The 22154-nt window shown below is 69.4% G+C and carries 17 protein-coding genes; 10 read left to right on the top strand and 7 right to left on the bottom strand.

The genetic code is table 11. From position 1 onward, the window contains the following. Positions 1-289 precede the first annotated feature (289 nt). The 8 genes from IT306_21180 to IT306_21145 all read left to right on the top strand — a co-directional run bounded on the left by IT306_21180 (position 290) and on the right by IT306_21145 (position 12514). Complete coding sequence (locus IT306_21180; GenBank protein ID MCC7370941.1) at positions 290-3421, top strand: PAS domain S-box protein; 3132 nt, start codon at positions 290-292, stop codon at positions 3419-3421. Between the two features lie 241 nt (positions 3422-3662). Beyond that, the gene (locus IT306_21175; protein MCC7370940.1) at positions 3663-5441 is read left to right on the top strand and encodes an ABC transporter substrate-binding protein; all 1779 of its coding nucleotides are present in this window, start codon (positions 3663-3665) and stop codon (positions 5439-5441) included. A gap of 27 nt (positions 5442-5468) precedes the next feature. Continuing rightward, positions 5469-6389 (top strand): ABC transporter permease, encoded by a 921-nt coding sequence (locus IT306_21170; GenBank protein MCC7370939.1) that lies wholly within the window; start codon positions 5469-5471, stop codon positions 6387-6389. A 29-nt stretch (positions 6390-6418) separates the two neighbouring features. Continuing rightward, a complete protein-coding gene (locus IT306_21165) occupies positions 6419-7300 on the top strand; it encodes an ABC transporter permease (GenBank protein ID MCC7370938.1) in 882 nt (293 codons plus the stop codon). Next, positions 7297-8430 carry a LacI family DNA-binding transcriptional regulator gene (locus IT306_21160; protein ID MCC7370937.1) on the top strand — a complete coding sequence of 378 codons (1134 nt, stop codon included), beginning with the start codon at positions 7297-7299 and terminating at the stop codon, positions 8428-8430. The genes IT306_21165 and IT306_21160 overlap by 4 nt, the downstream gene beginning before the upstream one ends. Beyond that, positions 8427-9539, top strand: a complete 1113-nt coding sequence (locus IT306_21155) for a Gfo/Idh/MocA family oxidoreductase (GenBank protein ID MCC7370936.1) — start codon at positions 8427-8429, stop codon at positions 9537-9539. The genes IT306_21160 and IT306_21155 overlap by 4 nt, the downstream gene beginning before the upstream one ends. After that, positions 9529-11103 carry a D-aminoacylase gene (locus IT306_21150; protein MCC7370935.1) on the top strand — a complete coding sequence of 525 codons (1575 nt, stop codon included), beginning with the start codon at positions 9529-9531 and terminating at the stop codon, positions 11101-11103. Before IT306_21155 ends, IT306_21150 begins: the two co-directional genes overlap by 11 nt. A gap of 163 nt (positions 11104-11266) precedes the next feature. Then, positions 11267-12514 carry a diaminopimelate decarboxylase gene (locus IT306_21145; protein MCC7370934.1) on the top strand — a complete coding sequence of 416 codons (1248 nt, stop codon included), beginning with the start codon at positions 11267-11269 and terminating at the stop codon, positions 12512-12514. Between the two features lie 28 nt (positions 12515-12542). Here IT306_21145 and IT306_21140 read toward each other — a convergent pair whose 3' ends face one another. Further along, on the bottom strand, positions 12543-12899 hold the full coding sequence (locus IT306_21140; protein ID MCC7370933.1) for a stress response translation initiation inhibitor YciH: 357 nt from the start codon (positions 12897-12899) through the stop codon (positions 12543-12545). 143 nt (positions 12900-13042) lie between these two features. On the opposite strand from IT306_21140, the gene IT306_21135 reads away from it, so the two are divergent. Then, a complete protein-coding gene (locus IT306_21135) occupies positions 13043-13582 on the top strand; it encodes an NAD(P)H-dependent oxidoreductase (protein MCC7370932.1) in 540 nt (179 codons plus the stop codon). Between the two features lie 48 nt (positions 13583-13630). Here the strand turns inward: IT306_21135 and IT306_21130 are convergent, their stop codons facing one another. From IT306_21130 to IT306_21120, 3 genes are all read right to left on the bottom strand, one after another. Beyond that, positions 13631-14770, bottom strand: coding sequence for a phosphoribosylaminoimidazolecarboxamide formyltransferase (locus tag IT306_21130; protein MCC7370931.1), 1140 nt, complete (start codon positions 14768-14770; stop codon positions 13631-13633). Positions 14771-14813: 43 nt separating this feature from the next. Further along, complete coding sequence (locus IT306_21125) at positions 14814-15962, bottom strand: cobalamin-independent methionine synthase II family protein (GenBank protein MCC7370930.1); 1149 nt, start codon at positions 15960-15962, stop codon at positions 14814-14816. Positions 15963-16031: 69 nt separating this feature from the next. Next, positions 16032-17009, bottom strand: a complete 978-nt coding sequence (locus IT306_21120; protein ID MCC7370929.1) for an acetamidase/formamidase family protein — start codon at positions 17007-17009, stop codon at positions 16032-16034. 196 nt (positions 17010-17205) lie between these two features. Between IT306_21120 and IT306_21115 the strand changes: the two genes are divergently transcribed. After that, entirely contained in the window at positions 17206-17535 is a 330-nt protein-coding gene (locus IT306_21115) for a bZIP transcription factor (protein ID MCC7370928.1), read from the top strand. Between the two features lie 7 nt (positions 17536-17542). Here the strand turns inward: IT306_21115 and IT306_21110 are convergent, their stop codons facing one another. The 3 genes from IT306_21110 to IT306_21100 form a co-directional block, all read right to left on the bottom strand. Then, a complete protein-coding gene (locus IT306_21110; GenBank protein MCC7370927.1) occupies positions 17543-18760 on the bottom strand; it encodes an MFS transporter in 1218 nt (405 codons plus the stop codon). 310 nt (positions 18761-19070) lie between these two features. Further along, positions 19071-20585 carry an iron-containing alcohol dehydrogenase gene (locus IT306_21105; GenBank protein ID MCC7370926.1) on the bottom strand — a complete coding sequence of 505 codons (1515 nt, stop codon included), beginning with the start codon at positions 20583-20585 and terminating at the stop codon, positions 19071-19073. Positions 20586-20829: 244 nt separating this feature from the next. Next, positions 20830-22089 carry an MFS transporter gene (locus IT306_21100; protein MCC7370925.1) on the bottom strand — a complete coding sequence of 420 codons (1260 nt, stop codon included), beginning with the start codon at positions 22087-22089 and terminating at the stop codon, positions 20830-20832. Positions 22090-22154 lie beyond the last annotated feature (65 nt).

Raw genomic sequence — 22154 nt, 5'->3', positions numbered from 1 at the left:
TACCATCCTGCAGTCGCTGCGCGACGCGCCAGTCGCACCAGTGCCGGCCGTTCCCGGCGGCCGTCGCGCAGCGACGGCGTGACTGTAGGCGGGGACTTCAGTCCCCGACCGCCCGTTCCATGATGCTCCGGGGACACCAATGAACAGGCAATCGCCCTGCCCCCTGGACGGGTACGCTACGCACCGTGCGCCGTCGCATGGCCCGGATCTTGCATTGAACTGGCCGCTGCCCGGACGCAGCCACGCTCGTACGGCGTCGTCCGGCGTGCGGAGCGAGGGGACGCTACAGGTGGGGATGGTCACGACGGCAAACGGGCGGCAATCCACGCAGCCAGAGCCGGAGCAGCCGGAGTCGGAGCCTGGCATGCTGGCGCTCGCGCGCTTCCTGCGCGAGCTTGGCGCCGCTGCTGAGGCTGCGTCCATCGCACAGATCGCGCTGGCGTTCGTTCAGGGGCGCGTCGGGGCCGCCGCCGCGACGCTCCACCTGGGGGATCCAGCCGGCCACCTGGCGCTCGCTGGCGTGACGGGGCTGCTCTCCAGGCAGGAGGGCACAGACCGGCTGGCCGTCCGGCTCGGGCCGGTGCTTGGGTCGAACGTGTTGATGACCGGCTCAGCCGCGCTCAGCGCCGAGCTGCGCGCGCTGGGCGTGCTGGAGGTCGTGGCCGAGCCGCTGCTGGCGAGCGGGCGTCAGATGGGAGTGCTGGGTCTGTACTGGACGACCCCCCGCGGGCTGACGGCCGAGGAGGCTCTGCTCGTCGGCGTCATCGCGGAGCAGACCGCCGCACGGCTGGCCTCCCTGTCGCTGCGCCAGCCGGCCGATGAGGCCATGCGTGGGCGGCTCGTCGCCATTGTCGAGTCGTCTGAGGACGCCATCATCGGCAAGGATCTCGACGGCATCATCACCAACTGGAACTCGGGGGCACAGCGTTTGTACGGCTACACGCCCGAAGAGGTCATCGGGCGGCCGATATCGTTGCTGGTGCCGCCCAACCGCCCAGACGAGCTGCCGTCCATCATGACCCGGCTGCGGCGCGGCGAGCGCATCGAGCACCTGGAGACGCGCCGCGTCCGCAAGGACGGCGTCGAGCTGGACGTGTCGGTCAGCATCTCGCCCATCCGCGATGGGTCTGGGAAGATCGTGGGGGCGGCCTCGATCGCCCGGGACATGACCGAACGCCGCGAGGCCGAGCGCGAGTTGGACGCCCTGTTGGAGCGCGAACGCGAGGCCCGACGACGCGCCGAACGGGCGGTTGACCAGCTGACGCGGCTCCAACACGTCACCGAAGCGCTGGCCGGCGCGATGACGATGGTGGACATCGCGCATGCGGTGATCGAGCGCGGCCTGCCGGGCCTGGAGGCCGTGGCCGGCTCGATGCGGCTGCTCTCGGACGACGGCCAGTCGCTCGACCTGGTCGCGGCGGTCGGCGTTCCGGGCCACCTGATCACGCAGATCGCACGTATCGCCGTGACCAGCGGGTATCCGATTGCCGTGGCCGTACGGACGGGCGCGCCGGCCTGGCGCGAGACCAGCAATCTCGACGACGAGCGCTTCGCGGAGTTCCGGCGGCGGTCGCCGGCCTATCCGAGTGGCGCGGCCATCCCTTTGATCGCCGATGGGCAGGTTCTCGGGGGCATCGGCCTGAGCTTTCCAACCCCCCGGACATTCTCGGAGGAAGATCGCGGCTTCATGCTGGCGCTGGCCGGCCAGTGCGCGCAGGCCGTCCAGCGTGTGCGGCTCTACCAGCAGGAGCGGGCAGCCCGTGAGCAGTTGGACGCGATCCTCGGCGGGGTGGCTGATGGCGTCGTCGTGCAGCGCGAGGACGGGACGTTCATCTACGCCAACGAGGCGGCGGCCCGCCTGACCGGCTTCAAATCAGCCCGCGAGTACCTCGGCGCGCAGACCTACGCACTGTCTCGCAGCCTGTCCGTCGCCGATGCCGCCGGCCGCCCCTTCCCGCTCGATCAGCTGCCGGCCCAGCGGGCCTTCCGTGGGGAGCTGGCGCCGGAGATGGTCATCCAGTTCCGACGGCCAGACACGGGCAATATCCGCTGGTCCCGTACCCAGTCCCGGATCATTCGCGGGCCGGACGGCGAGCGGCTGGCCATCAGCATCTTCCACGACATGACCGACGAGATCCGCTCACGCGAGCGTCTGCACTTCCTGGCCGAGATCGGCGCGCAGATGGGCGGCTCGCTGAGCATCGACGAGACGCTGGAATCGCTGGTCAAGGCGGCGGCCAGCACGCTCGCAGACTGGGCGGTGGTCATCCTGACGGCCGAGGATGGGACGGTCGAGCATATCGCGAGCGCCCACCGCGACCCGGCCAAAGCGGTGCTGGCCGGCGACCTCCACGAACGCCAGTTGAAGCACGCCAGCGGCGCGCAGTTGCTCTGGCGGACCATTCAGACCGGCGAGTCGACGTTGATCCCCGAGGTCACCGACGAGCTGATGGCCCAGACGGCCCGCGACGAGGAGCACCTGGCGCTGCTGCGAGCCATTGGCCTCAGCTCCCTGGTCTACGCGCCGCTGACAGGCCGAGGCCGGGTGCAGGGGGCGTTGGCGATGTTCATGTCCGATCCGCTCCGCCACTTCGGAGAGGAGGACCAGGACATCGCCGTCGAGATCGCGCGGCGGGCGTCGCTGGTGCTGGAGAACGCCCGCCTCTACCAGCAGGCGAACGACGCGATTCAGGCTCGTGACGAGTTCCTGTCGATCGCCTCCCACGAGCTGCGCACGCCCGTCACGGCGATCAGCGGCGTGGCCCAGGTGGCGTTGCGCGCCAGGCAGCGCGGCACCCTGGACGATGCGCGCCTGACCCGGACGCTCGACCAGATCGTGCGGGGGAGTCAGCGGCTCGTGACCCTCACCGAGGACTTGCTGGACGTCTCGCGGCTCCAGACCGGGCGGGTCGAGCTGCGGCTGGAGCCGTTGCCTATCGTCGGCTTCGTGAGCGAGTTCGTCGACCGCTTCAGCGCCAACCTGGACGAGCAGCACCGGGTGCGCCTGGAGGCTGCGCCAGCGAGCGCCGATGCGGGCCGCGGCTTCCAGGTGGACCCCGCCCGGTTCGAGCAGGTGCTGGCGAACCTTCTGACGAACGCCGTCAAGTACACGCCAGACGGCGGCGAGATCGTGGTGACCGTGCAGGACGCCGTCGAGAACGGCCGGGACGGCGCGCGGATCACGGTGACCGATCCCGGCATCGGTCTGCCGTCCGGCGCCGAGGACGCGATCTTCCAGCCGTTCGGGCGCGCGCCGAACGCCATGCACCGCCAGATCCAGGGACTGGGGCTGGGCCTGTACATCTGCCGGCAGATTCTGGAGCGGCACGGCGGTCGGATCTGGGCGGAGAGCCCAGGAGACGGGCACGGCACGACGTTCGGGCTGTGGCTGCCCGAGATGCCGCCAGCAGAGCCGTCGTAGGCCTCCGCCCGGGTAGCCCGGCGCCCGGATAGGCCGACGCCCCACGATGTCCACGGGTTTCGCAGTACCCGGCGACCGTCGAGCGCGCGCCAGCCCAGCGCTTCTCCCAAACTCTGAAATATTCTTGCAGCTTCTGATTGATTTCCCACTTTGGCGCTGTTACCATCCTGGTGGGTTGCCCGCCCCAGCTTCGGGGAGACGCGCTTTGTCGGGCGGCTTCAGGAGAAAGGATGGTCACTGTATGAGCCAGCCTTCGGAGATGACTGACCTGGCATCCCCTCTGCGCACCACTCGCCGCCGGTTCCTGCGGTCGGTCGCCGCCCTCGGCAGCGTCGCGTTCGGCGGCTCGCTTCTCGCGGCCTGCCAGACCGCTCCGCCAGCCCCGCCGACGGCCAAGCCTGCTGAGAGCAAGCCCACTGAGGCGCCAAAGCCAGCCGCCCCGGCCAGCCCTGGAGCCGCGTCCGCGAGTCCGGCTGCTGGCGCATCGCCGGCGGCCAGCCCGGCTGCGGGAGGCTCGCCGGCGGCCAGCCCGGCTGCCGCCCCGGCCGCCAAGCCGGCTGCTGCCGCCCCCGCCGGCCCCAAGCCGCCCGGGAGGCTGGTCTACGCAAACCCGAGCAAGCTCCGCACACTTGACACGATCACCCAGTACGGCCTGCAGGAGTTCCAGATCTCACGCCAGATCATGGAGCCGCTGCTCGACCTGGACCAGAACGGGAAGCTGACGCCGGTCCTGGCAGAGTCCTGGCAGGCGTCTGACGGTGGCAAGACCTGGACGTTCAAGCTACGCAAGGGCGTCGTGTTCCATGACGGCTCGCCCTTTGATGCAAAGTCGGTTCAGGCGACGGTCAAGCGCGCCAAGGCGGCGACGATCTCACAGCACAAGTTCGCCTTTGTTGACTTCGAGGACGAGCCGGTCCAGATCGTCGACGACTTTACCGTGGCATTCAAGAGCAAGTCGCCGACCGCCACGTTGCCCTACAACCTCGTGGCGGTCTACATGCAGCCGGCAGCCCTGGCCTCGGACCCGAAGTACGACAAGGAACCGATGGCCCAGGTGGTCGGCACGGGTCCGTTCAAGCTGGTCAAGCTGAATGTAGATGGCGACACCCAGATGGAGGCAAACACCTCCTACTGGCAGAGCGGGCTGCCGAAAGTCGGTGAGCTGATCCACCGGCCTGTCCCAGAGCCGTCAGCGATGGTGGCCGCCGTCAAGGCGGGTGAGATCGACCTGGCCGAGGGCATCTCCATCGATCTGCTCCCGACGCTCCAGTCCGATGCAAATCTCCAACTGATTCAGAGCAAGCTCTGGCAGATCGACTTCTTCATCCTGAACACGACCTACGAGCCGTTGAAGAAGCCGCAAGTCCGCCAGGCGATCAGCTTCGCCATCGACCGCGACACACTGACGAAGGACGTGTACGGCGCGGGCGTGCCCATCGCCTCGTACCCGCCGAAGGGGCTCGTCGGGTTCAGCAGCAAGCTGCCCGGCAACCCGTACGACGCGGCCAAGGCGAAGGCGTTGCTCAAGGAAGCCGGCTACGAGAACGGCTTCGACCTGGACATCGTCTTCCCGGCTGGCACCTACATCAAAGACAAGGAAGTCGCCCAGTTCGTGGGCGATCAGCTCAAGCAAGTCGGCATCCGCGCCAAGGTGATCTCTGGCGAGGCGAACGCTACCCGCAACGGCTACCGTGAGGGCCAGTACCAGATGGGGATGCTCTCCAGCATCGCCGTCACCGGCGACGCCGACCGGTACATGCAAGAGCGTCTCGTCCAGGACATCAACAAGTCCGGCTACAAGGACGAGAAGGTCGTCAGCCTCATCAAGCAGGCGGCCAGTGAGACCGATAGCGCCAGGCGGCAGGCGCTCTACGAGGAGATCCAGGACATCATGTGGCAGGGGCCGCCAGTCATCTACCTCTACCAGATCGACTGGACTTATGCTGCGCGCAAGACGGTCCAGGGCTTCAACTGGATGCCCAACCGGATCTTCAACCTGGCAACGGTCTCGAAGGGTTAGAGCCCCAGTCGGGGACGGGACACACCAGTGCTTCGCTACTTGACGCGTCGTGTCCTCGATGCCGTGCTCGTGGTGCTCGGCGTCAGCCTCATCATCTTTGTGCTGGTCAGGCTGACGCCGGGCGACCCTATCCGGGCCTACCTCGGCGAGACGGCCACCGACGAGCAGGTCGCCTTCTACCGCGCGCACCTCGGGCTCGATCAGCCGTTACCGGTGCAGTATCTGCGTTTCTTGCAGCGCGCGATGGTCGGCGATCTCGGCAACTCGCTGTTCTACCACCGCCCGGCAACCGATGTTGTCGGAAGTCACCTGCCGGCCACGCTCTTGCTCAGTCTGGCAGCGCTGGTCATCTCGTTGGTGGTGGCGATCCCGCTCGGAGTGCTCTCGGCAGTCCGACGGGATTCGTTCTGGGACTACCTCGGGATGTTCGTGGCGATGATCGGGCAGTCCGTCCCGGCCTTCTTCCTCGGGCTGGTGCTGATGCTTCTGTTCGCCGTTGAGTGGCAGGTGCTGCCCACGGCAGGGTACGGCACCTGGCAGCATCTGGTCTTGCCGAGCGTGACACTCGCCGCCTTCCTGGTCGGCCTGCTCACCCGGATGGTCAGAAGCGGCATGCTCGAGGTGCTTGGCGAGGACTACGTGCGGACTGCCCGGGCCAAGGGCCTGTCCGAGCGGTCCGTGCTCTACCAACACGCATTCCGCAACATGGCGATCCCCCTGGTGACCATCATCGGCTTACAGTTCGGCACCCTGCTCGGCGGCGCGATTGTGGTGGAGACGGTGTTCTCATGGCCGGGCGTCGGGACGGCAGCGGTGACGGCGATCGGTGCGCGAGACTACTCGCTCGTGCAGGCGGTGGTGCTGCTGGTGTCAGGCTTCTTCGTCATCATCAATCTGGTGGTTGACTTGCTGTACGCCTGGATCGACCCACGGATTCGGTACGCATGACGGGCGGAACAACGGGATCCAGCAGCGTCGTGGTCGATGCCCGAACAGACCGCCGCCGCTCATCCACCGGTTTCGGGGCCCGGTTCTGGCGCAGCCGGCGTGCGGTCTGGGGGCTGGCGGTCCTGATCGCGGCGCTCGGGCTGACCTCACTCATCTCGCTGGCCATGGCGAGCGATCCCGAAGCGATGTCCCCGGCCAACAAGCTGCTTCCGCCGCTCGCCACCGACCGCAACGGTGTCTTCCACCTGATGGGCACGGACAGCCTCGGGCGGGATGTCCTGGCGCGAACGCTGTTCGGGGCGCGCATCTCGCTGGCCGTTGCCGTTGGCTCGATTGTGCTCTCGGGGATCGTCGGGATCGTCGCCGGGCTGCTGGCGGGCTATTATCCGCGCCTCGACGCCCTGATCATGCGCCTTGCCGACGTCCAGCTGGCGATTCCTACGGTGCTGCTGGCCATCGCGCTGGCGGCTGTGCTCGGACCGAGCCTGACCAACATTATCCTGGTACTGGCCATCACGAACTGGGTGATCTTTGCGCGGACCGTTCGGGCCTCCGCGCTACAACTGCGCACATCCCTCTTCGTTGAGGCTGCACGGGTCGTCGGCGCAGGCGACGCCCGCATCATCATGTGGCACGTCATGCAGAACGCCTGGGCGCCGATCATCGTCATTGCCAGTCAACGCGTGGCGCAGATGATCCTGCTTGAAGCCAGCCTCAGTTTCCTGGGGGTCGGTGTGCCGGTCGGTGTGCCGACCTGGGGCAGTATGGTGGCTGACGGCCGCGCGCAGATTCTCACCGCTCAATGGTGGGTTGCCGGCTGGCCGGGCCTCGCGATCACCCTCACCGTGCTCGGCGTGAACTTCTTCGGCGACGGTCTGCGCGACGTGCTCGATCCGAGGCTGCGCCTGTGACACGGACCCGCCAGTCCCTCGCCGACATCGCCAAACGGGCCGGCGTGTCCGTTGCGACCGTGAGCCGCGTCCTGAACGACCATCCACAGGTGAAGGCCGCCACGCGCGAGCGCGTTCGGCGCGCGCTGGCCGAGCTTCGGTACGATCCGAACGCCCTCTTCGCGCCGTTCGTCTCGACCAGCAGCCCGATGCTCGGGTTTCTCAATCCCACGTCGATGCTCGACCTCGGCCTGAACCGGGGCTACTTCCTGACTCAGCTTGCGGCGATCCGCGAGGAGATCGAGAGCCAGGGGTATGGCCTCTTCGTCGGCGCGTTCACCGGCGACCCGCAACATCAGGTGGTTGGTGACCGGGTGCTGCGCAACCATCAGGTACAGGGCGCCATTGTTGCGCGGGTCTGCACACCGGACGAGCTGGAGATGCTCCGCGAGACGGGCCTGCCAGTCGTGCTGCTGAATCGGCCGTCGGGCGGGCCACGCATCCACAGCGTGCGGGTGGACAATCGCGGGGCCGCCCAGGAGGCTGCGCGCCATGTGCTCGGCCTCGGCCACCTGCGCATCGGCGTCATCGGCGGGCCATCACACGTCTACTCGGCGGAAGAGCGGCTGCTCGGATACCAGGACGCCCTGCGTGAGGCTGGCCTGCCGCCATCGGCGCTGTCGGTGGCGCGCACCAATCTCAGCGAGGCACAGGGTGCGGCGGCCCTCTCCGAGCTGCTGGACACCGACGATCCGCCGACCGCCATCCTCGCGATCAACGACTACCTCGCGATTGCCGCCGTGGCCGAAGCGCAGCAGCGCGGGCTGCGCGTCCCGGACGACCTTTCCATCATTGGATTTGGCGACGTGGACATCGGGCGGTACATCTCGCCGCCGCTGACAACGATCCACACGCCCTGGGACCGGATGGGCCGATTCGCCGCCCGGCTCCTTATCGAGAGCGTGAACGACCCCGGGCTCACGCATGCCTCGGTGGAGATGCGCACCGAGCTGATCGTGCGTGGGTCGACAGCACCGCCGCCACGCCGGGCTGCCGCGACGCATCGCTCGCCCGACGGGCGGGACCGACAGAGGGCGGCCAGCACCATACCCCCACCAGCCATCATTCTCGAAGAGGATCGAATGGTATGAGCGCGCCAACCCCTGTAACCACCGGACCGTCTGACAAGCTACGCGTCGCCGTCGTCGGCGTCGGGTTGCTTGGCGAGCGTCACACACGCTTTTGGGCGCAGCAACCTGACGTGGACCTCGTCGGTGTTGTGGACACCCGCCAGGATCGCGCGGCCGCTGTGGCTGCGAAGTGGGGCGCACCATTTGCGTGCGCCAGTATCGACGAGCTGATGGCGCACGCTGGCCCGGATGGCTCGCCCACCGCCGTCAGCATCGCCACCCCGGACTTTGTGCATCGCGAGCCGGTGCTCGCCGCGTTGGCAGCCGGTTTGCATGTCCTGGTCGAGAAGCCACTGGCGATGTCCACCGACGATGCCCGCGCCATGATCGCGGCGGCAGAGCGAGCCAACCGGCTGCTGATGGTCAACCACAGCATGCGCTGGATCCCGTTTTACGCCTCGCTCAAGCGCTCCATCGAAGCTGGCGAGCTTGGCGAGATCGTGAGTGCACACTCGTTCAAAGCCGACACGCTGTACGTTCCGACGACCATGCTGGCGTGGTCGTCGAGGACGACGCCCGCATACTTCCTGACCGCCCACGATCTCGATCTGGTGCGCTGGTTCGCCGACGACGAGATTGAGGACGTGTACGCGCAGGGGGCGAGCCGGGTGCTGCGCGGACGCGGCATCGACACGCCGGACATCGTCCAGTCGTCGGTCCGCTTCAAGGGCGGCTGCGTGGCAACCTTCGAAGCGTCCTGGATCTTGCCGGACACCTACCCGTCGTTCACCGACAACTACATGCACGTCTTCGGCAGCAAGAGCGCGGTATACCTGAACCGAGGCCCCGAGGCCACTGAGATGTTCGAGGAGCAGCGCGTACGCTACCCGAAGCTCTCGACGGTGTACGAGCACGAAGGGCGCATCTACGGATCGTTCCGCCACGCGCTGGAGCATTTCACTGACTGCGTCCGTTCAGGGCGCGAGCCGCTCACATCAGCGCGGCGGGTGTACGGTGTAGTGGCGGCCCTGGAGGCGATTCACCGATCCCTGGAGACGCGCCGGCCGGAATCCGTCGCCACACTGGAACCGCGGGTGTCCGCGTCGCAAGGAGGCGAGCATGGCGTATGACCTCCTGTTCACCAATGGCCGGGTGCTGGACGGCGCCGGCAACCCGTGGCTGCGGGCCGACGTTGCCGTGGCCAGTGGCCGGATCGTCGCCGTGGGGCGGGCGCTCACCGGCGACGCTGCGCGCACGATCGACGTTGGCGGCCAGATCGTGGCGCCCGGCTTCTACGACATGCACTCGCACTCGGACATCAGCCTGCTGGTAGATCCCCGCCACGAGGCGAAGGTCTACCAGGGCGTGACGTTCGAGCTGCTGGGGCAGGACGGCCTGTCGTACGCGCCGGTCACGCCCGAGATCCTCTCGCAGATTCGCCGCCACCTCGCCGGCCTCGACGGCGACGATCCTCGGGCCGGCTGGGATTGGACGACGGTCGACTCGTTCCTGAGCAAGTTCGACCGGCAGACCTCGGTCAACGTCGGCTACCTGGTTCCGCACAACGCCGTCCGCATCGGCGCGATGGGCTGGGAGCGGCGCACCGCGACGGCCGCCGAGCTGGACCGGATGCGCGGCCTCGTGCGGGAGGGCATGGAGGACGGCGCGTTCGGCCTGGCGACGGGCCTGACCTACCCGCCGATCCTCTGGTCCGACACCGCCGAGATGGTCGCGATGTGCGAGGTCGCGGCCCGCTACGGCGGCATCTACGTCACCCACATGCGCGGCCAGGGCGACGGCCTCCTGGACCCGATCCGCGAGAGCATCGAGATCTGCCAGCGGGCCGGCCTGCCGCTCCACATCTCGCACCTCAAGAGCGCGCGCCTCGGGAGCCCGCCGAACCTCCAGGGCGTCATCAGCCTGCTGGAGGGCGCCCGGGCCTCCGGCCTGGATGTGACGTTCGACAGCTACCAGTACAGCGCCGGCAGCAGCATGCTGCACTCGAACCTGCCAGACTGGGTCCACGAGGGCGGCCCGGATGCCGAGATCGAGCGGCTGCAGTCCCGCGAGGTCCGCGAGCGGGTGCGGGCGCTCTGGGCCGCCAGGATGCCCCCCTGGGACGATCTGACGGTCGGCTCGGTGCGGACGGACGCGAACCGCTGGATGGAGGGCCAGAAGCTCGGCACGCTGATCCGCGAGTCTGGCAAGGATGCCGTGGACTTCGTCTGCGACCTGCTGCTGGCGGAGGATCTGGCGGCCTCGCACGTCAGCGCGGCCACCCACGAAGATGCGGACCTGGGCGTGCTGCTGGCGCACCCCTACCAGATGATGGGCAGCGACGGGATTCACCTGGGGAGCCGTGTCCACCCGCGCACCTACGGCACCTACGCCCGCGTGCTGCAACGGTACGTCCGAGAGCAGCGGGTGCTCCGACTTGAGGAGGCGATCCGCAAGTTCTCGTCGTTCGCGGCGCGGCGGCTGAGCATCCCGGATCGCGGGGAGATCCGCGAGGGGATGTGGGCCGACATCGTGGTCTTCGACGAGCGGACCGTCACCGAGCACGCGACCTTCGAGCAGCCACGCCAGCTTGCCAGCGGCTTCTCGTACGTGGCCGTCAACGGCACGCTGGTGCTCGACGGCGGCCAGCACACGGGCGCAACGCCCGGACACGCGGTGAGGATGCGCCGGCCATAAGGTCGGGGGCGGCGGGGGCACACCGGGTGGCGTGGGGCCGGTATCGAACCTGGGTATCATTCCCCGCACATGCCGATGCGCTCGTCGGGGGTGGGAGTGGGGTGGCCGCCGCTGGCCTCAACCCCCCGCGCCGCGAGTCAGCAGCCGCGAGGGAGATGGACGCGTGAGCAGCCCTGAGACCTTTTTGACCACGGCGCAGGCCGCCGCCGTGCGCGAGCAGTTCGGAACCCCCTGCTACGTGTATGACCGCCGCACCCTGGAGGCGACGGCGAAGGCCGCCCGGAGCTTCCCGGCCCCGTTCGGCTTCACGCTCCGCTACGCCATGAAGGCGAATCCGAGCATCGGCATCCTCAAGCTGTTCCGCGAGCTTGGCCTGAACATCGACGCCTCCAGCGACTACGAGGTTGAGCGGGCGATGCGGGCCGGCTTCGCACCGGGCCAGATCCAGCTCACCTCGCAGGCCCCCTCACGCCGCCTCGCCGAGTTCGTGGAGAAGGGCGTTCTCTACAACGCCTGCTCGCTCTACCAGTTGGAGCAGTTCGGGAAGGTCGCGCCCGGCCGCGGCCTGTCGGTGCGGGTCAACCCCGGCCTCGGCAGCGGCGGCACCAACCGCACCAACACCGGCGGGCCAGCCTCCAGCTTCGGCATCTGGCACGAGTACCTGGACGATATCAAGCGGATCGCCCAGCAGCACAACCTGACCATCGACCGGGTCCACAGCCACATCGGCTCCGGCTCCGACCCGGAGGTCTGGAAGCGGGTCACCCGGATGACGCTCGACCTGGCGGCCCAGCTCACGGACGTCAAGACGGTCAACCTCGGCGGCGGCTTCAAGGTCGGGCGGATGCCTGGCGAGGTCAGCACGGACCTGCAGGACATCGGCTACCACGTCGAGCGGGAACTGATCGAGTTCCAGGAGCGGGAGGGCCGCAAGCTGAGCCTGGAGGTCGAGCCGGGCACGTTCCTGGTGGCGCGGGCCGGGGCCGTCGTCGCCAGCGTGATCGACGTGGTCAACACCGGCCAGGACGGCTACACCTTCGCCAAGCTCGACACCGGCATGACCGAGGTCACCCGACCGGCCCTCTACGGCGCGCAGCACCCGATCACCGTGATGACGGACCGCACAGACGTCGCCCCGGTCATCTTCTCCGGCCCCTGCTGCGAGTCCGGCGACATCCTGACGCCGGCCCCTGGCGATCCGGAGGCGCTCGCGCCGCGCACCGTGCCGCTGCCGCGGATCGGGGATCTGGTCGTCGTGGGCGGGGCCGGGGCCTACTGCGCCGCGATGTCCACCATCAACTACAACTCGTACCCGCAGGCGCCCGAGGTGATGCTGGAGACGGACGGCTCGTTTCGGCTGCTGCGAAAGCGCCAGGAGCCAGCGGCCGTCTGGCAGAACGAGATCGCGTAGGGAGCGCGGCCGGCGTGGGCGGCTGGCGTCAGCCGCCGGCCAGCTTGACCTTGTGCCCCAGCTCGGTCAACCTGGCCGCCACCTTCTCGCGGTGGTCGCCCTGGATCTCGACGTTGTCTCCGGCGACGGTCCCACCAGAGCCGCACAGTTTCTTGAGCGTCGTGGCGATCTGCGCGAGGGCGGCTGCGTCGCCGGGCAGGCCGGTCACCACGGTCACCGTCTTGCCCTTGCGGCCCCCGCGCTCCCGCGAGACCCGCACGATGCCGTCGCCGCGCGGCCCCTGGCGGACGGGTTGGCAGATGCAGGCCTCGGTCCGCCGATTGCAGCGGGCGCAGCGGTCCATGCGGCCAACATCAGTGTCGTACACGACGCGGTTTCCGGACATGCCAGCATTGTAGGCGGTACGCCGATGCTCCTACACTCGTGGACTCGACGCAGCGGCGCGTCTGACTCCCGGATGGTTATTGCCCCTAGCATATGTCTGATCGTGCCTGACAGTCGCACGCAGAGCCCAGGAGGACGGACGGGATGACAGCCCAGCATCACAGCGCGCCCCTCAGGATCACGACGATCGTCGGGAATCCGCGGGTCGGATCGCGGACGCGGCTGGCAGCCGACGCCGTGGCTGACAGCATCGACGCGCTGGCCCAGGCGGCCGGCCGCTCTACGCTGCGTCAGGCCGTCGAGCTGGCCGAGCTGGCCGGCGAGCTATTTGCCTTCCCAAGCGATGCCGTTGACAGGGCCGTCGCGGTCGCCAAAGGCTCCGACGTGCTGGTCGTCGCCACGCCGACCTACAAGGCGACGTATACCGGCCTGCTCAAGTCGTTCTTCGACCGGATCGCCGCTGGCTCGCTGACAGGCGTCGTGGCGATCCCGCTGATGATGGGCGGCTCGCCGCTGCACTTCCTGGCCATGGACACCCACCTGACGCCGCTGCTTCAGGAGGTCGGGGCATGCTGTCCGACGCGCGGCCTCTTCATCGTCGAGACCGATCTGGACGATCTTGCGGACGTGGTCTCGCGCTGGCTGGCCCCGAACGCCAGCGTGCTGAAGCGCCTCCTCCAATAGTGGGTCGTGGATCGTGGGGATGATTCGGCGAAGACACGCGACCCGCGCTCAGTGGTGAAACAGGCGCAGTCCTGAGTACGTCATCACCATGCCGTGCTCGTCGGCGGCGGCCTGCACCTCGTTCAGGCGGATCGAGCCGCCCGGCTGCCAGACGTAGCGCACGCCCGTCTGGGCCGCGCGGTCGATGTTGTCCCGGAAGGGGATCAGCCCGTCGCTGGCGAGGGCCACCCGCTGGAGCAGCTTGATCCAGTGGCCGCGCTCGGCCTCGGTGAGGGACACCGGCGGGTTGACCAGGGCCGTCGTCGGCTCGTCGCGCAGCCAGGCTTCCACGGCGTTGTCGCGCTCCGAGCGCGAGACGCCCGCCTCATACTGGAGCGAGAGCGCACGCGGATGCTGGCGCAGCCACCACAGCTCCGCCTTCTGGCAGGCGATGCGCGTGCAGAGGATGCGCGACTGCTGCCCCGCCCCGATGCCGATGGCCTGCCCGTCCACGGCCAGCACGATGCTGTTGGACGGCGTGTACTTGAGCGTCACGGCGGCCAGCAGGAGATCGAGGCGCGCCGCCTCGGAGATCTCCGTCTTCCTGGTCACCGTCTCCCCGAGCGTGACCGTCGCCGTGTTGCGCGGCTGCTCGAACGTGATCCCGAAGACCTCGCGGCGCTCGGTGGCCGGCGGCGTCCAGTCCGGATCGATCTGGAGGACGAGATACTTGCCGGCCTTCTTGCGCTGGAGGACGGCCAGCGCGTCCGCATCGTAGCCGGGCGCGATGACGCCGTCGGAGACCTCGCGCGAGAGGATGCGCGCCGCAGGCAGATCGACGGTCCGGCTGAACGCTGCGAAGTCTCCAAACGAGGCCAGCCGGTCGGCCCCCCGTGCGCGGGCGTAGGCGTCGGCGAGCGGCGACAGCTCCAGATCGTCCACCCGGCAGGCTTGCGCCAGCTCCGGCGAGAGCGGCAGACCCAGCCCGACGCCGGCCGGCGCGGTGTGCTTGAACGAGGTGGCAGCGGGGAGACCCGTCGCCGCGTCAGCCTCGCGGACCAGCTGCCAGGCGTTCAGAGCGTCCAGCAGGTTGATGAAGCCCGGCGCGCCGTTCAGCACCGAGAGCGGCAGCTCGCCGTCCGTGACGTAGATGCGGGCCGGCGCCTGGTGAGGGTTCATCCCGTAACGTAGGCCGAGCTCCTGGCTCATGCGGTTGCCTGCTCCTCTGCATGTGCGGCGATGCCGTCGAGTTTTAGCGCCACAGCCGCGCCGACGCCAGCGCCGCCCCCTCGGCCAGGGCTGCCAGCTTGGCCCAGACGATCTCCGGGTGCACCGTTGCCCGGCCGGCCGTCGTGCCGAAGCCGCAGTCTGTCCCTGCGATGACGCGCTCCCGCCCCACGATCCGCGCGTACTGCTCGATGCGCTGCGCCACCACCTCGGGGTGCTCCACGAAGTTGGTCGTGGAGTCGATGACGCCGGGGATCAGCACCTTGTCCTCTGGCAGCGTGACCTGCTCCCAGGCCTGCCATTCGTGGGCGTGGCGTGGGTTCGCCGCCTCCACCGAGTAGGCGCCCGCCCGCACGGCCAGCAGCAGGTCGGCTACGTCCGCCAACGGCACGTCGTGGACGTGTGGCCCCTCGTAGTTGCCCCAGCAGATGTGATACCGAATCTGCTCTTCGGGGATGCCCGCCAGTGCATGATTCAAGGCCTCGACGCGCTCGGCCGTCGCCCGACGGAACGTCTCCAGCGACTCGTGGCGGAACTGGCCGTGCCGGCCCATCGCGGCGTCTGGCGCGTCGATCTGGACAACCAGCCCGGCCCGCGCGATGGCCTCGTACTCGGTCTTCATGGCGTCGGCCAGCGCGTAGAGGTACGCCGTCTCGCTCGGGTAGTGCTGGTTGACCATGATGTCGGCGATGATCCCCAGCGAGGCCGCCGGCATGAATCCTTCGAGCGCCCCGTTGGCCGAGACGGCGCGAGCAAGGTTGTCCACGTCGGCCTGCACGGCGTCGGCATCCGCATACGCGAGATCTCCGACGCAGAATTGCCGCTTCATCGGGAGCCCACGCGGGATCACGGCGATGGTCTCGCCCCACCCGGGGAAGGTCGTCGCGTCGAGGAACGGGCGCGGTTCTGGGTTCTCGCCCCCAAATCCCTGGATGCGGCGGCTGACGTAGCTTGCGAAGCTCGGCTTGCCAAGCTCGCCGTCGCTGACGATGTCGATGCCGGCCGCCACCTGCTGCCGCACGATCTCCGTGACCGCCGAGCGGACACGCGCCGCAAACTGCGCGGCATCTACAGCCTCGCCAGCCTCGCGCACCTGGATCATGGCGAGCAGGTCATCTGGGCGCGGCAGGCTGCCGGTGTGGGTGGTCAGGATGCGCTCGGTGCTCCGCTTCATTGCTCCCCCTCTTCGCGGCCGGCCGCCTGGCCGGCCTCACCAGAGCCACGATTCGTAGCGCGGAGCGGCTCAGTCCACGAACACGCTCAGCGGCACGAACGCGCTCACGACCCAGTTCGGCGCATCCACCACCTCGCTGACCTTCAGGTCCACGGCCACGCTGCAGAGGATGTACGCCTCCTCGCGGGTCAGCCCGTGCGCCCGCACCAGGTAGGCGATCATCTTGCGGATCGCCTTCTTGGTCGCCTCCATCAGGTCCGGCGCGATGCCCATGACCGCGTAGTACGGCCCGACGTTCGTCCTGGGGGAGAGCGGGCCGCCCGTCATGAACTCCGGCTCCTCAAGCTGGAAGTCCTGGCGGAGGGTGAAGCGGAGTGTGGCCGTCATGCTGGTCTCGATGGCGCTGATGCAGACCTCGCCGTCGCCCTGGGCGGCGTGGCCGTCGCCGCAAGAGAACAGCGCGCCGTCTACCCAGACCGGCAGGTAGAGGGTCGTTCCCTTGGTCAACTGCTTCACGTCGGCGTTGCCGCCGTTCTTGCGGGGCGGCGCGGTGTTGAACTCGCCGGCCTCGTCGAGGGCCACGCCCATGACGCCCAGGAACGGCTCGAACGGGACGCGCACGCCGGGCTTCAGCTCGCCATACTGGCCGTTCCGCAAGTCCCAGATGTGGAGGTACGGCTCGGGGAAATCCTCGGGGAGCAGGCCGGCGTCCGGGCGGAACGAGGTGAAGCCCATCTCGCCGGGCACCAGATCGAGGATCTCGACCTGGAGGATGTCGCCGGGCTTCGCGCCGCGCACGCGGATCGGGCCGGTCAGCGCGTGGCCCCGCTTCGGCCGACGGAACATGTCCTCGACCGTCGAGTCCCAGGTGTAGAAGTTGTCGCCGGCGTCCCGGCACTCGACGACGACGGTGTCGCCAGAGTCGATCTCCAGGCGCGGCTGGATGCTGTTGTCCCAGACGTAGTGGCGGATGCTGGCGTCGAGGTGGTGGAGCTTGCCGGTAACGGTCGCGGTGATCGGCGTGCTGGCCACGGAGGGCACCTCCATCCGGGCCGAAGAGGTTCAGCCGTGGCCCGGGCTCTGGAGGTACATGGTAGCCGCGCCGGCCGCCGTCGCGCGCCTGCTCGCAGTCCTGAGGCAACGCGGTGTGGACGGCGTGTGCCCCTGGCCGCCGCCAGCCTCTAGAATCGGTGCGCTGCGAGCGTGATGCACGCGCCCGACCTGACCGTCGCGAGTTGATCCTATGCGTAGCTGGCTCCCACAACGGCCCCTGACCGGTGCAGAAGTCGCCGGGCTGGTGATCGCGGCGTTCTTCATCGTCCCGACGATTCTCTGGGGCGGCATCTCGCTGGTGCTGGCGATCTCAACCTGGCCGGCGGTGATCGGGCTGCTGGCCGGCGGCGTCGGCGCGCTGATCGTGCAGCGGACGCTGGCGCTGGACGTTATCGCAAGTCGGCAGCGCATCACGGAGCTTGAGCGCGAGAACGCCCAACTGACGGAGCAGGTCGAGCAGCTCGAAGCGACGGTCGACCGGTATATCCAGCGCGACGAGGACCGCCGCTTCGAGCTGTGAGCGCGGCTCAGAACCAGAGACGCACGCCCGGCCGCCGGGCCGGCAGCAGGCAGACGGCTGACGCCACGTTGCAGACCAGCGTCAGCAGTCCCAGGGCCGGGAAGCCGCCCGTCGCCAGCAGCAGCCCGCCCACCGAGCTGCCAATCGCGCCGCCCAGGCTCATGCAGGTCTGGTTCAGCGAGGTCGTGGTGGCGCGACCGGCCGGCGAGAGGTCCATCAGCATCGTGTTCTGCGACACGATCCCCACGCCGTTCGCCATGAACCCCAGCACCAGCATGGCGATGACCGAGGCCAGCGAGAGCGGCAGCATCGTCACCAGCCCGAGCGCCAGGCCAATCGCGACCGGCGACCAGATCGCCAGCCCGCGCAGGCTGAACCGCCCGAGCGGGCCGCTGGTGGCGAGGCTGCCCAGGAAGTTGCCGACGCCCGTCGCCGTGAACGCCCAGCCGACTTCCGCCGTGCTGAGGCCCTGAGTCTGCACCAGGAACGCCCCGAGGTAGGTGGTCAGCGCCCAGACGCCCAGATTGCGCGTCAGGGTGGAGGCGTACATCCAGAGCGTCGGCGGATCGCGGAAGAGGGGGGTGAAGACCGTCAGGGAAAGGCGCGTCCCGGACTGCTCCGCGTGGCGGCCATGCGGGAGCAGCCAGAGCATCAGCCCGGCCGCCACGAACCCGAGCGCGCCAAGCGCCAGGAAGGCGACCCGCCAGCCGGCCGCCGCCCCGACTGCCGTCACCAGCGGGATCCCGAGGATCGGGGCGAGGGTGCCCGTCGCCTGAACCATGCCGATGCCCCGCCGCATGGCCGCGCCGGTGAACAGCGTCCCGACGACGGCCTGCGCGACCGGCAGCCCGACCGAGCGCCCGCCGGCCCCGATCAGCGCGACGGGGATCAGCACGAGCAGGCTCGGCGCGGCGGCGGTCGCGACGGCCCCGACCGACGAGGCCAGCACACCGGCCAGCAGCGTCGGCCGGTGCCCGAACCGGTCCGCCAGCGGCCCGACCACCAGCCCCAGGATGGCCGCCGTCAGCAGGGCCAGCGCCGGGATCTGCCCCAGTACCGAGACGGTCGTGCCGAGATCGGCGGCGACGAACGGCAGGAACGGGCTGAGCGCGAACGTCGCCAGCTGGGTGACGAACGGCGCGAGGCAGACGGCCGCCAGCATCCAGAAACCGGGCGGCGCAGCGACGCCAGCCGCCGTATCCGCCCGCACGGAGGGCGTGGCCATGCTACAGCCCGTGTCCCACCGTGCAGAGGCGAAGGCACGTCCCGTTATCCCGAGCGGGGTGAGCTTGCGAACCCTGCCCGTCATCCCGAGCGGAGTGAGCTTGCGAACGCAGTCGAGGGATCTTCCTCGCTCCCGTGTCTGGGGAAGATCCCTCCACTTCGCTCGTGCCTCGCCGCGGTCGGGATGACGGAGGGGTGGTCGTGCCTCGCCGCGGTCGGGATGACGGAGGGGTGGTCGTGCCCCGCGTGGCTTGCCCTGAGCGTGCCGAATGGGGTCGGGATGACAGGCTGTGCATGTTGACCGTGGCGGACTACGAACGGCCTCTGCCGGCGGCGAGCAAGTCGTCGGCGAAGGCTGGGCCGGCCAGGTCGAGCCACCAGAGCAGATCCCCGATCACGAACCGCTCGCGGATCAGGTGGGCGTTGCCGAGGGCGAAGCGGGCCTGCTCGGCTGGGATCGGCAGGTCCAGCTCCTCGAAGCTGAGGGCGTGGCCGGCCAATCGTAAGATGTCGCGGATGGTGGCGGACGGCCGCACCAGCTCGCGCAGCCTCGGCCCGACCTCGCCGTCCCAGCGCTCGCGGAGGGCGTCGAAGCGCCGGCCGGCCGCCGTCCAGAGCGCCAGCTTGCGCTGATAGTCGCGCCAGCACTCGGCGGCCATCCGTCCGCTCGGGTCGAGCGGCCCGAACGTCTGGGTGATGAGCGTCTCGACGGCCCCTGGTGACGGCGGCGTTGGGCGGGGGCGGCCGGGGTCGAACCGCTCGTGGAGCAACTCGTAGGCGCGGGCGGCCAGCGGCGTCGCCACGCCGACCTGTGCGCCGTGCAGCGCCGTCTGGCGGCCCCAGGCGTGCGAGCCCATGTCGAGCAGGTGGGAGACGACGTGCTCGGTGCCGGAGAGGGGCGTCGAGATCCGCACGATGGACTGCGCGAGTCCGGCCATCAAGACCTGTCTGACCAGGAACGTCAGCCCCTCGGGCGTGCCCTGGGCCACCAGCGGCGCATGCTCCAGGTACACGTCGTCCAGGTCTTCGCCCATCAGGTCGAGCGGCGTCTCGCTGTAGCGGTCCACCAGCCCCAACTGATGCGCCAGGTACCAGTCGCCATAGGAGATGAAGCGGGCCACACAGTCGCCCAGGCCGGCCCGGGTCATGGCGGCGGGCGCTTCGGCGATGGTCTCCAGGTCGCAGAGGACGACGTCAGGGAAGCGTGACGGACGGGTTCGCTTGACGCCGTCCACCAGCAGCACCGCGAGACTCGACGTGAACGCCGTCACCGAGGCCGCCGTTGGGACCAGCACCAGGGTGGTCCGCGCGCCGTCCTCGCGCTCGGCCAGGAAGCAGGCGTGCTTCGCCACGTCGCAGACGGTCCCCGAGCCGAGCGCCACCACCGTCGTGGGCTGGCCGCCGATGGCCGCGCGGCCCCGCTCGACGTTCTCCAGGTCGGCCAGGACCGTTCCCTCGCGCCCGGGCGGGAGCGTCAGCGTGGTGACGGCCCGGCCTGCGCCCGCCAGCAGATCGTGGACCAGCGGCTTGAGGCTCGCGCCGCCACGCTGGTAGGGCCGGTCATCCTGGATCAGCAGCAGGCGCGTGGGCGCGTCAAGTTGCGAGAGCAGATCCGGCAGACCGGCCAGCGCGTTCGAGCGCACCACGATCTCGCGGATCGGCAACTCGGCAAGCTCGGCGGCGTCCGGGCGGGCGGCGAGCCACTGGCGAAGAGCGGGCAAGTCGTCTGGCAGAGGGGCGGCGGCGTAGCTGCTCATGCAGGCGAGTGTAGCGTGCCGCCGCAGCGGCCGGCCGCCGCGGGCTGGCATCATCCAGGGCGATTGCATGTTGATGTCGTCGTGCCGCCGCGTCGGGGCTTGAAAGCCCCGCCTACCATCCTGCAGTCGCTGCGCGACGCTCCAGTCTCGCCTGTTGCTGCTGTTCCCGGTGGCCGTCGCGCAGCGACGGCGTGACTGTAGGCGGGGGTTTCAACCCCCGACCGACCGTTCCAAGATGCTTCGGGTACACCAATGAACATGCCATCGCCCTGGGGCATCATCATGGCACGGTCCTCGGGCTGAGGCCTCCGGGTCACCGTGCGCGACGCAGCGGGGCGTGCAGCGCCATGCCAGCGGCGACGATCATCAGCATCACCCCGCTGACGGCCTGGGTGGCCGGCGCGCCGAAGGCGTCGGCCCCCGCGCCCAGCGCCAGGTGCCCGACCGGCCCGAACCCGACGCTGAAGACCCAGAGGCCCATCGCTGCGCCGCGCTCGCGCTCGTCGGCGTTGCGCTGGAGCAGCGTCTGCCCCAGGGTGTCCATCACCGACGCTCCGAAGCCGGAGATCGCCAGCAGCACCAGGGCCAGCTCGTAGGTTGGGCTGAGGGTGAACAGCAGCAGCGCCAGCCCGAACAGGCCGGCCGTGCTGACGAAGATCACCCCCGAGCGCCCCTCCGCGCCCAGGCGCGAGAGCACCAGCAGACCCAGCGAACCACCCGCCGCACGCGTCGCCATCATCACGCCGAGGCCGGCCGCGCCCACCTCGAACACGTCCCGGGCGAAGGTCGGCAGCAGCGTCTGGGTGGCGAACCCGAAGATCTCCGCCAGGATGATGCTGAGCGCCAGGATCGCGAGGATCGGCTTGCGAGTGACGAGCGTCAGGGCGCGCCGCAGATCGACCCCGGTGCGCCGGCCAGCCGGTCGGCCCTCGGCGGGCGCCCCGTCCCGAACAACCTTCTCGACCGGGGCAGCCGCGCCCCCCAGGTACAGCGCCGCTATCGCCACCAGCACGGCCACGGCCACCCCGGCCAGCGTGACCGGCCCGCCAAGCCCGGCCAGCGCGTACCCGCCGGCCAGCCCGCCCAGCATGCTGAACAACTGGCCGCCCAGGTTGGAGAGGGCCATGCCACTGGTGGCGCGGGTGCTCCGCACGAGGTCGTAGGCGTACGCCTGCGAGGCCGACATCCGCACGGTGTCCACGATGCCGAACAGCGCACTCATCAGGATCAGCATCGGGGCGGAGAGCAGGCCGCCCAGGGCCAGCGCGATGCTCGCCAGCAGCAACCCGACGCACGAGCCATTGGCCAGCACGATCATCAAGCGGCGGTCCATCGAGTCGGCGAGCGCCCCGGCCGGGATCCCGAACACCAGTTGCGGGGCCATGCGCGCCGCCCCCACCACGCCCACCATGAACGGCGAGCCGGTCACCTCCAGGGTGATCCAGCTCAGCGCGATCTGGATGACGACGCGCGAGAACGAGGCCAGCGATCCGCTGACCCACAGGCCGGCAAAGCCGGGGATGCGAAAGGCGGCGGGCATCGACACACGCCCCAGCACCATCGGGTTTGCCACAGCCCTCCCACGCGCAGCCCCAACGCCGCGCCAGCGGGCAGGACGATAGCACGCGTCCGCGTGCT

It is taken from the genome of Chloroflexota bacterium (assembly GCA_020850535.1).
Classification (GTDB): domain Bacteria; phylum Chloroflexota; class UBA6077; order UBA6077; family JACCZL01; genus JADZEM01.
The sequence above is the reverse complement of the archived record's forward strand: the minus strand, read 5'-3'. Positions and strand labels throughout refer to the sequence as shown.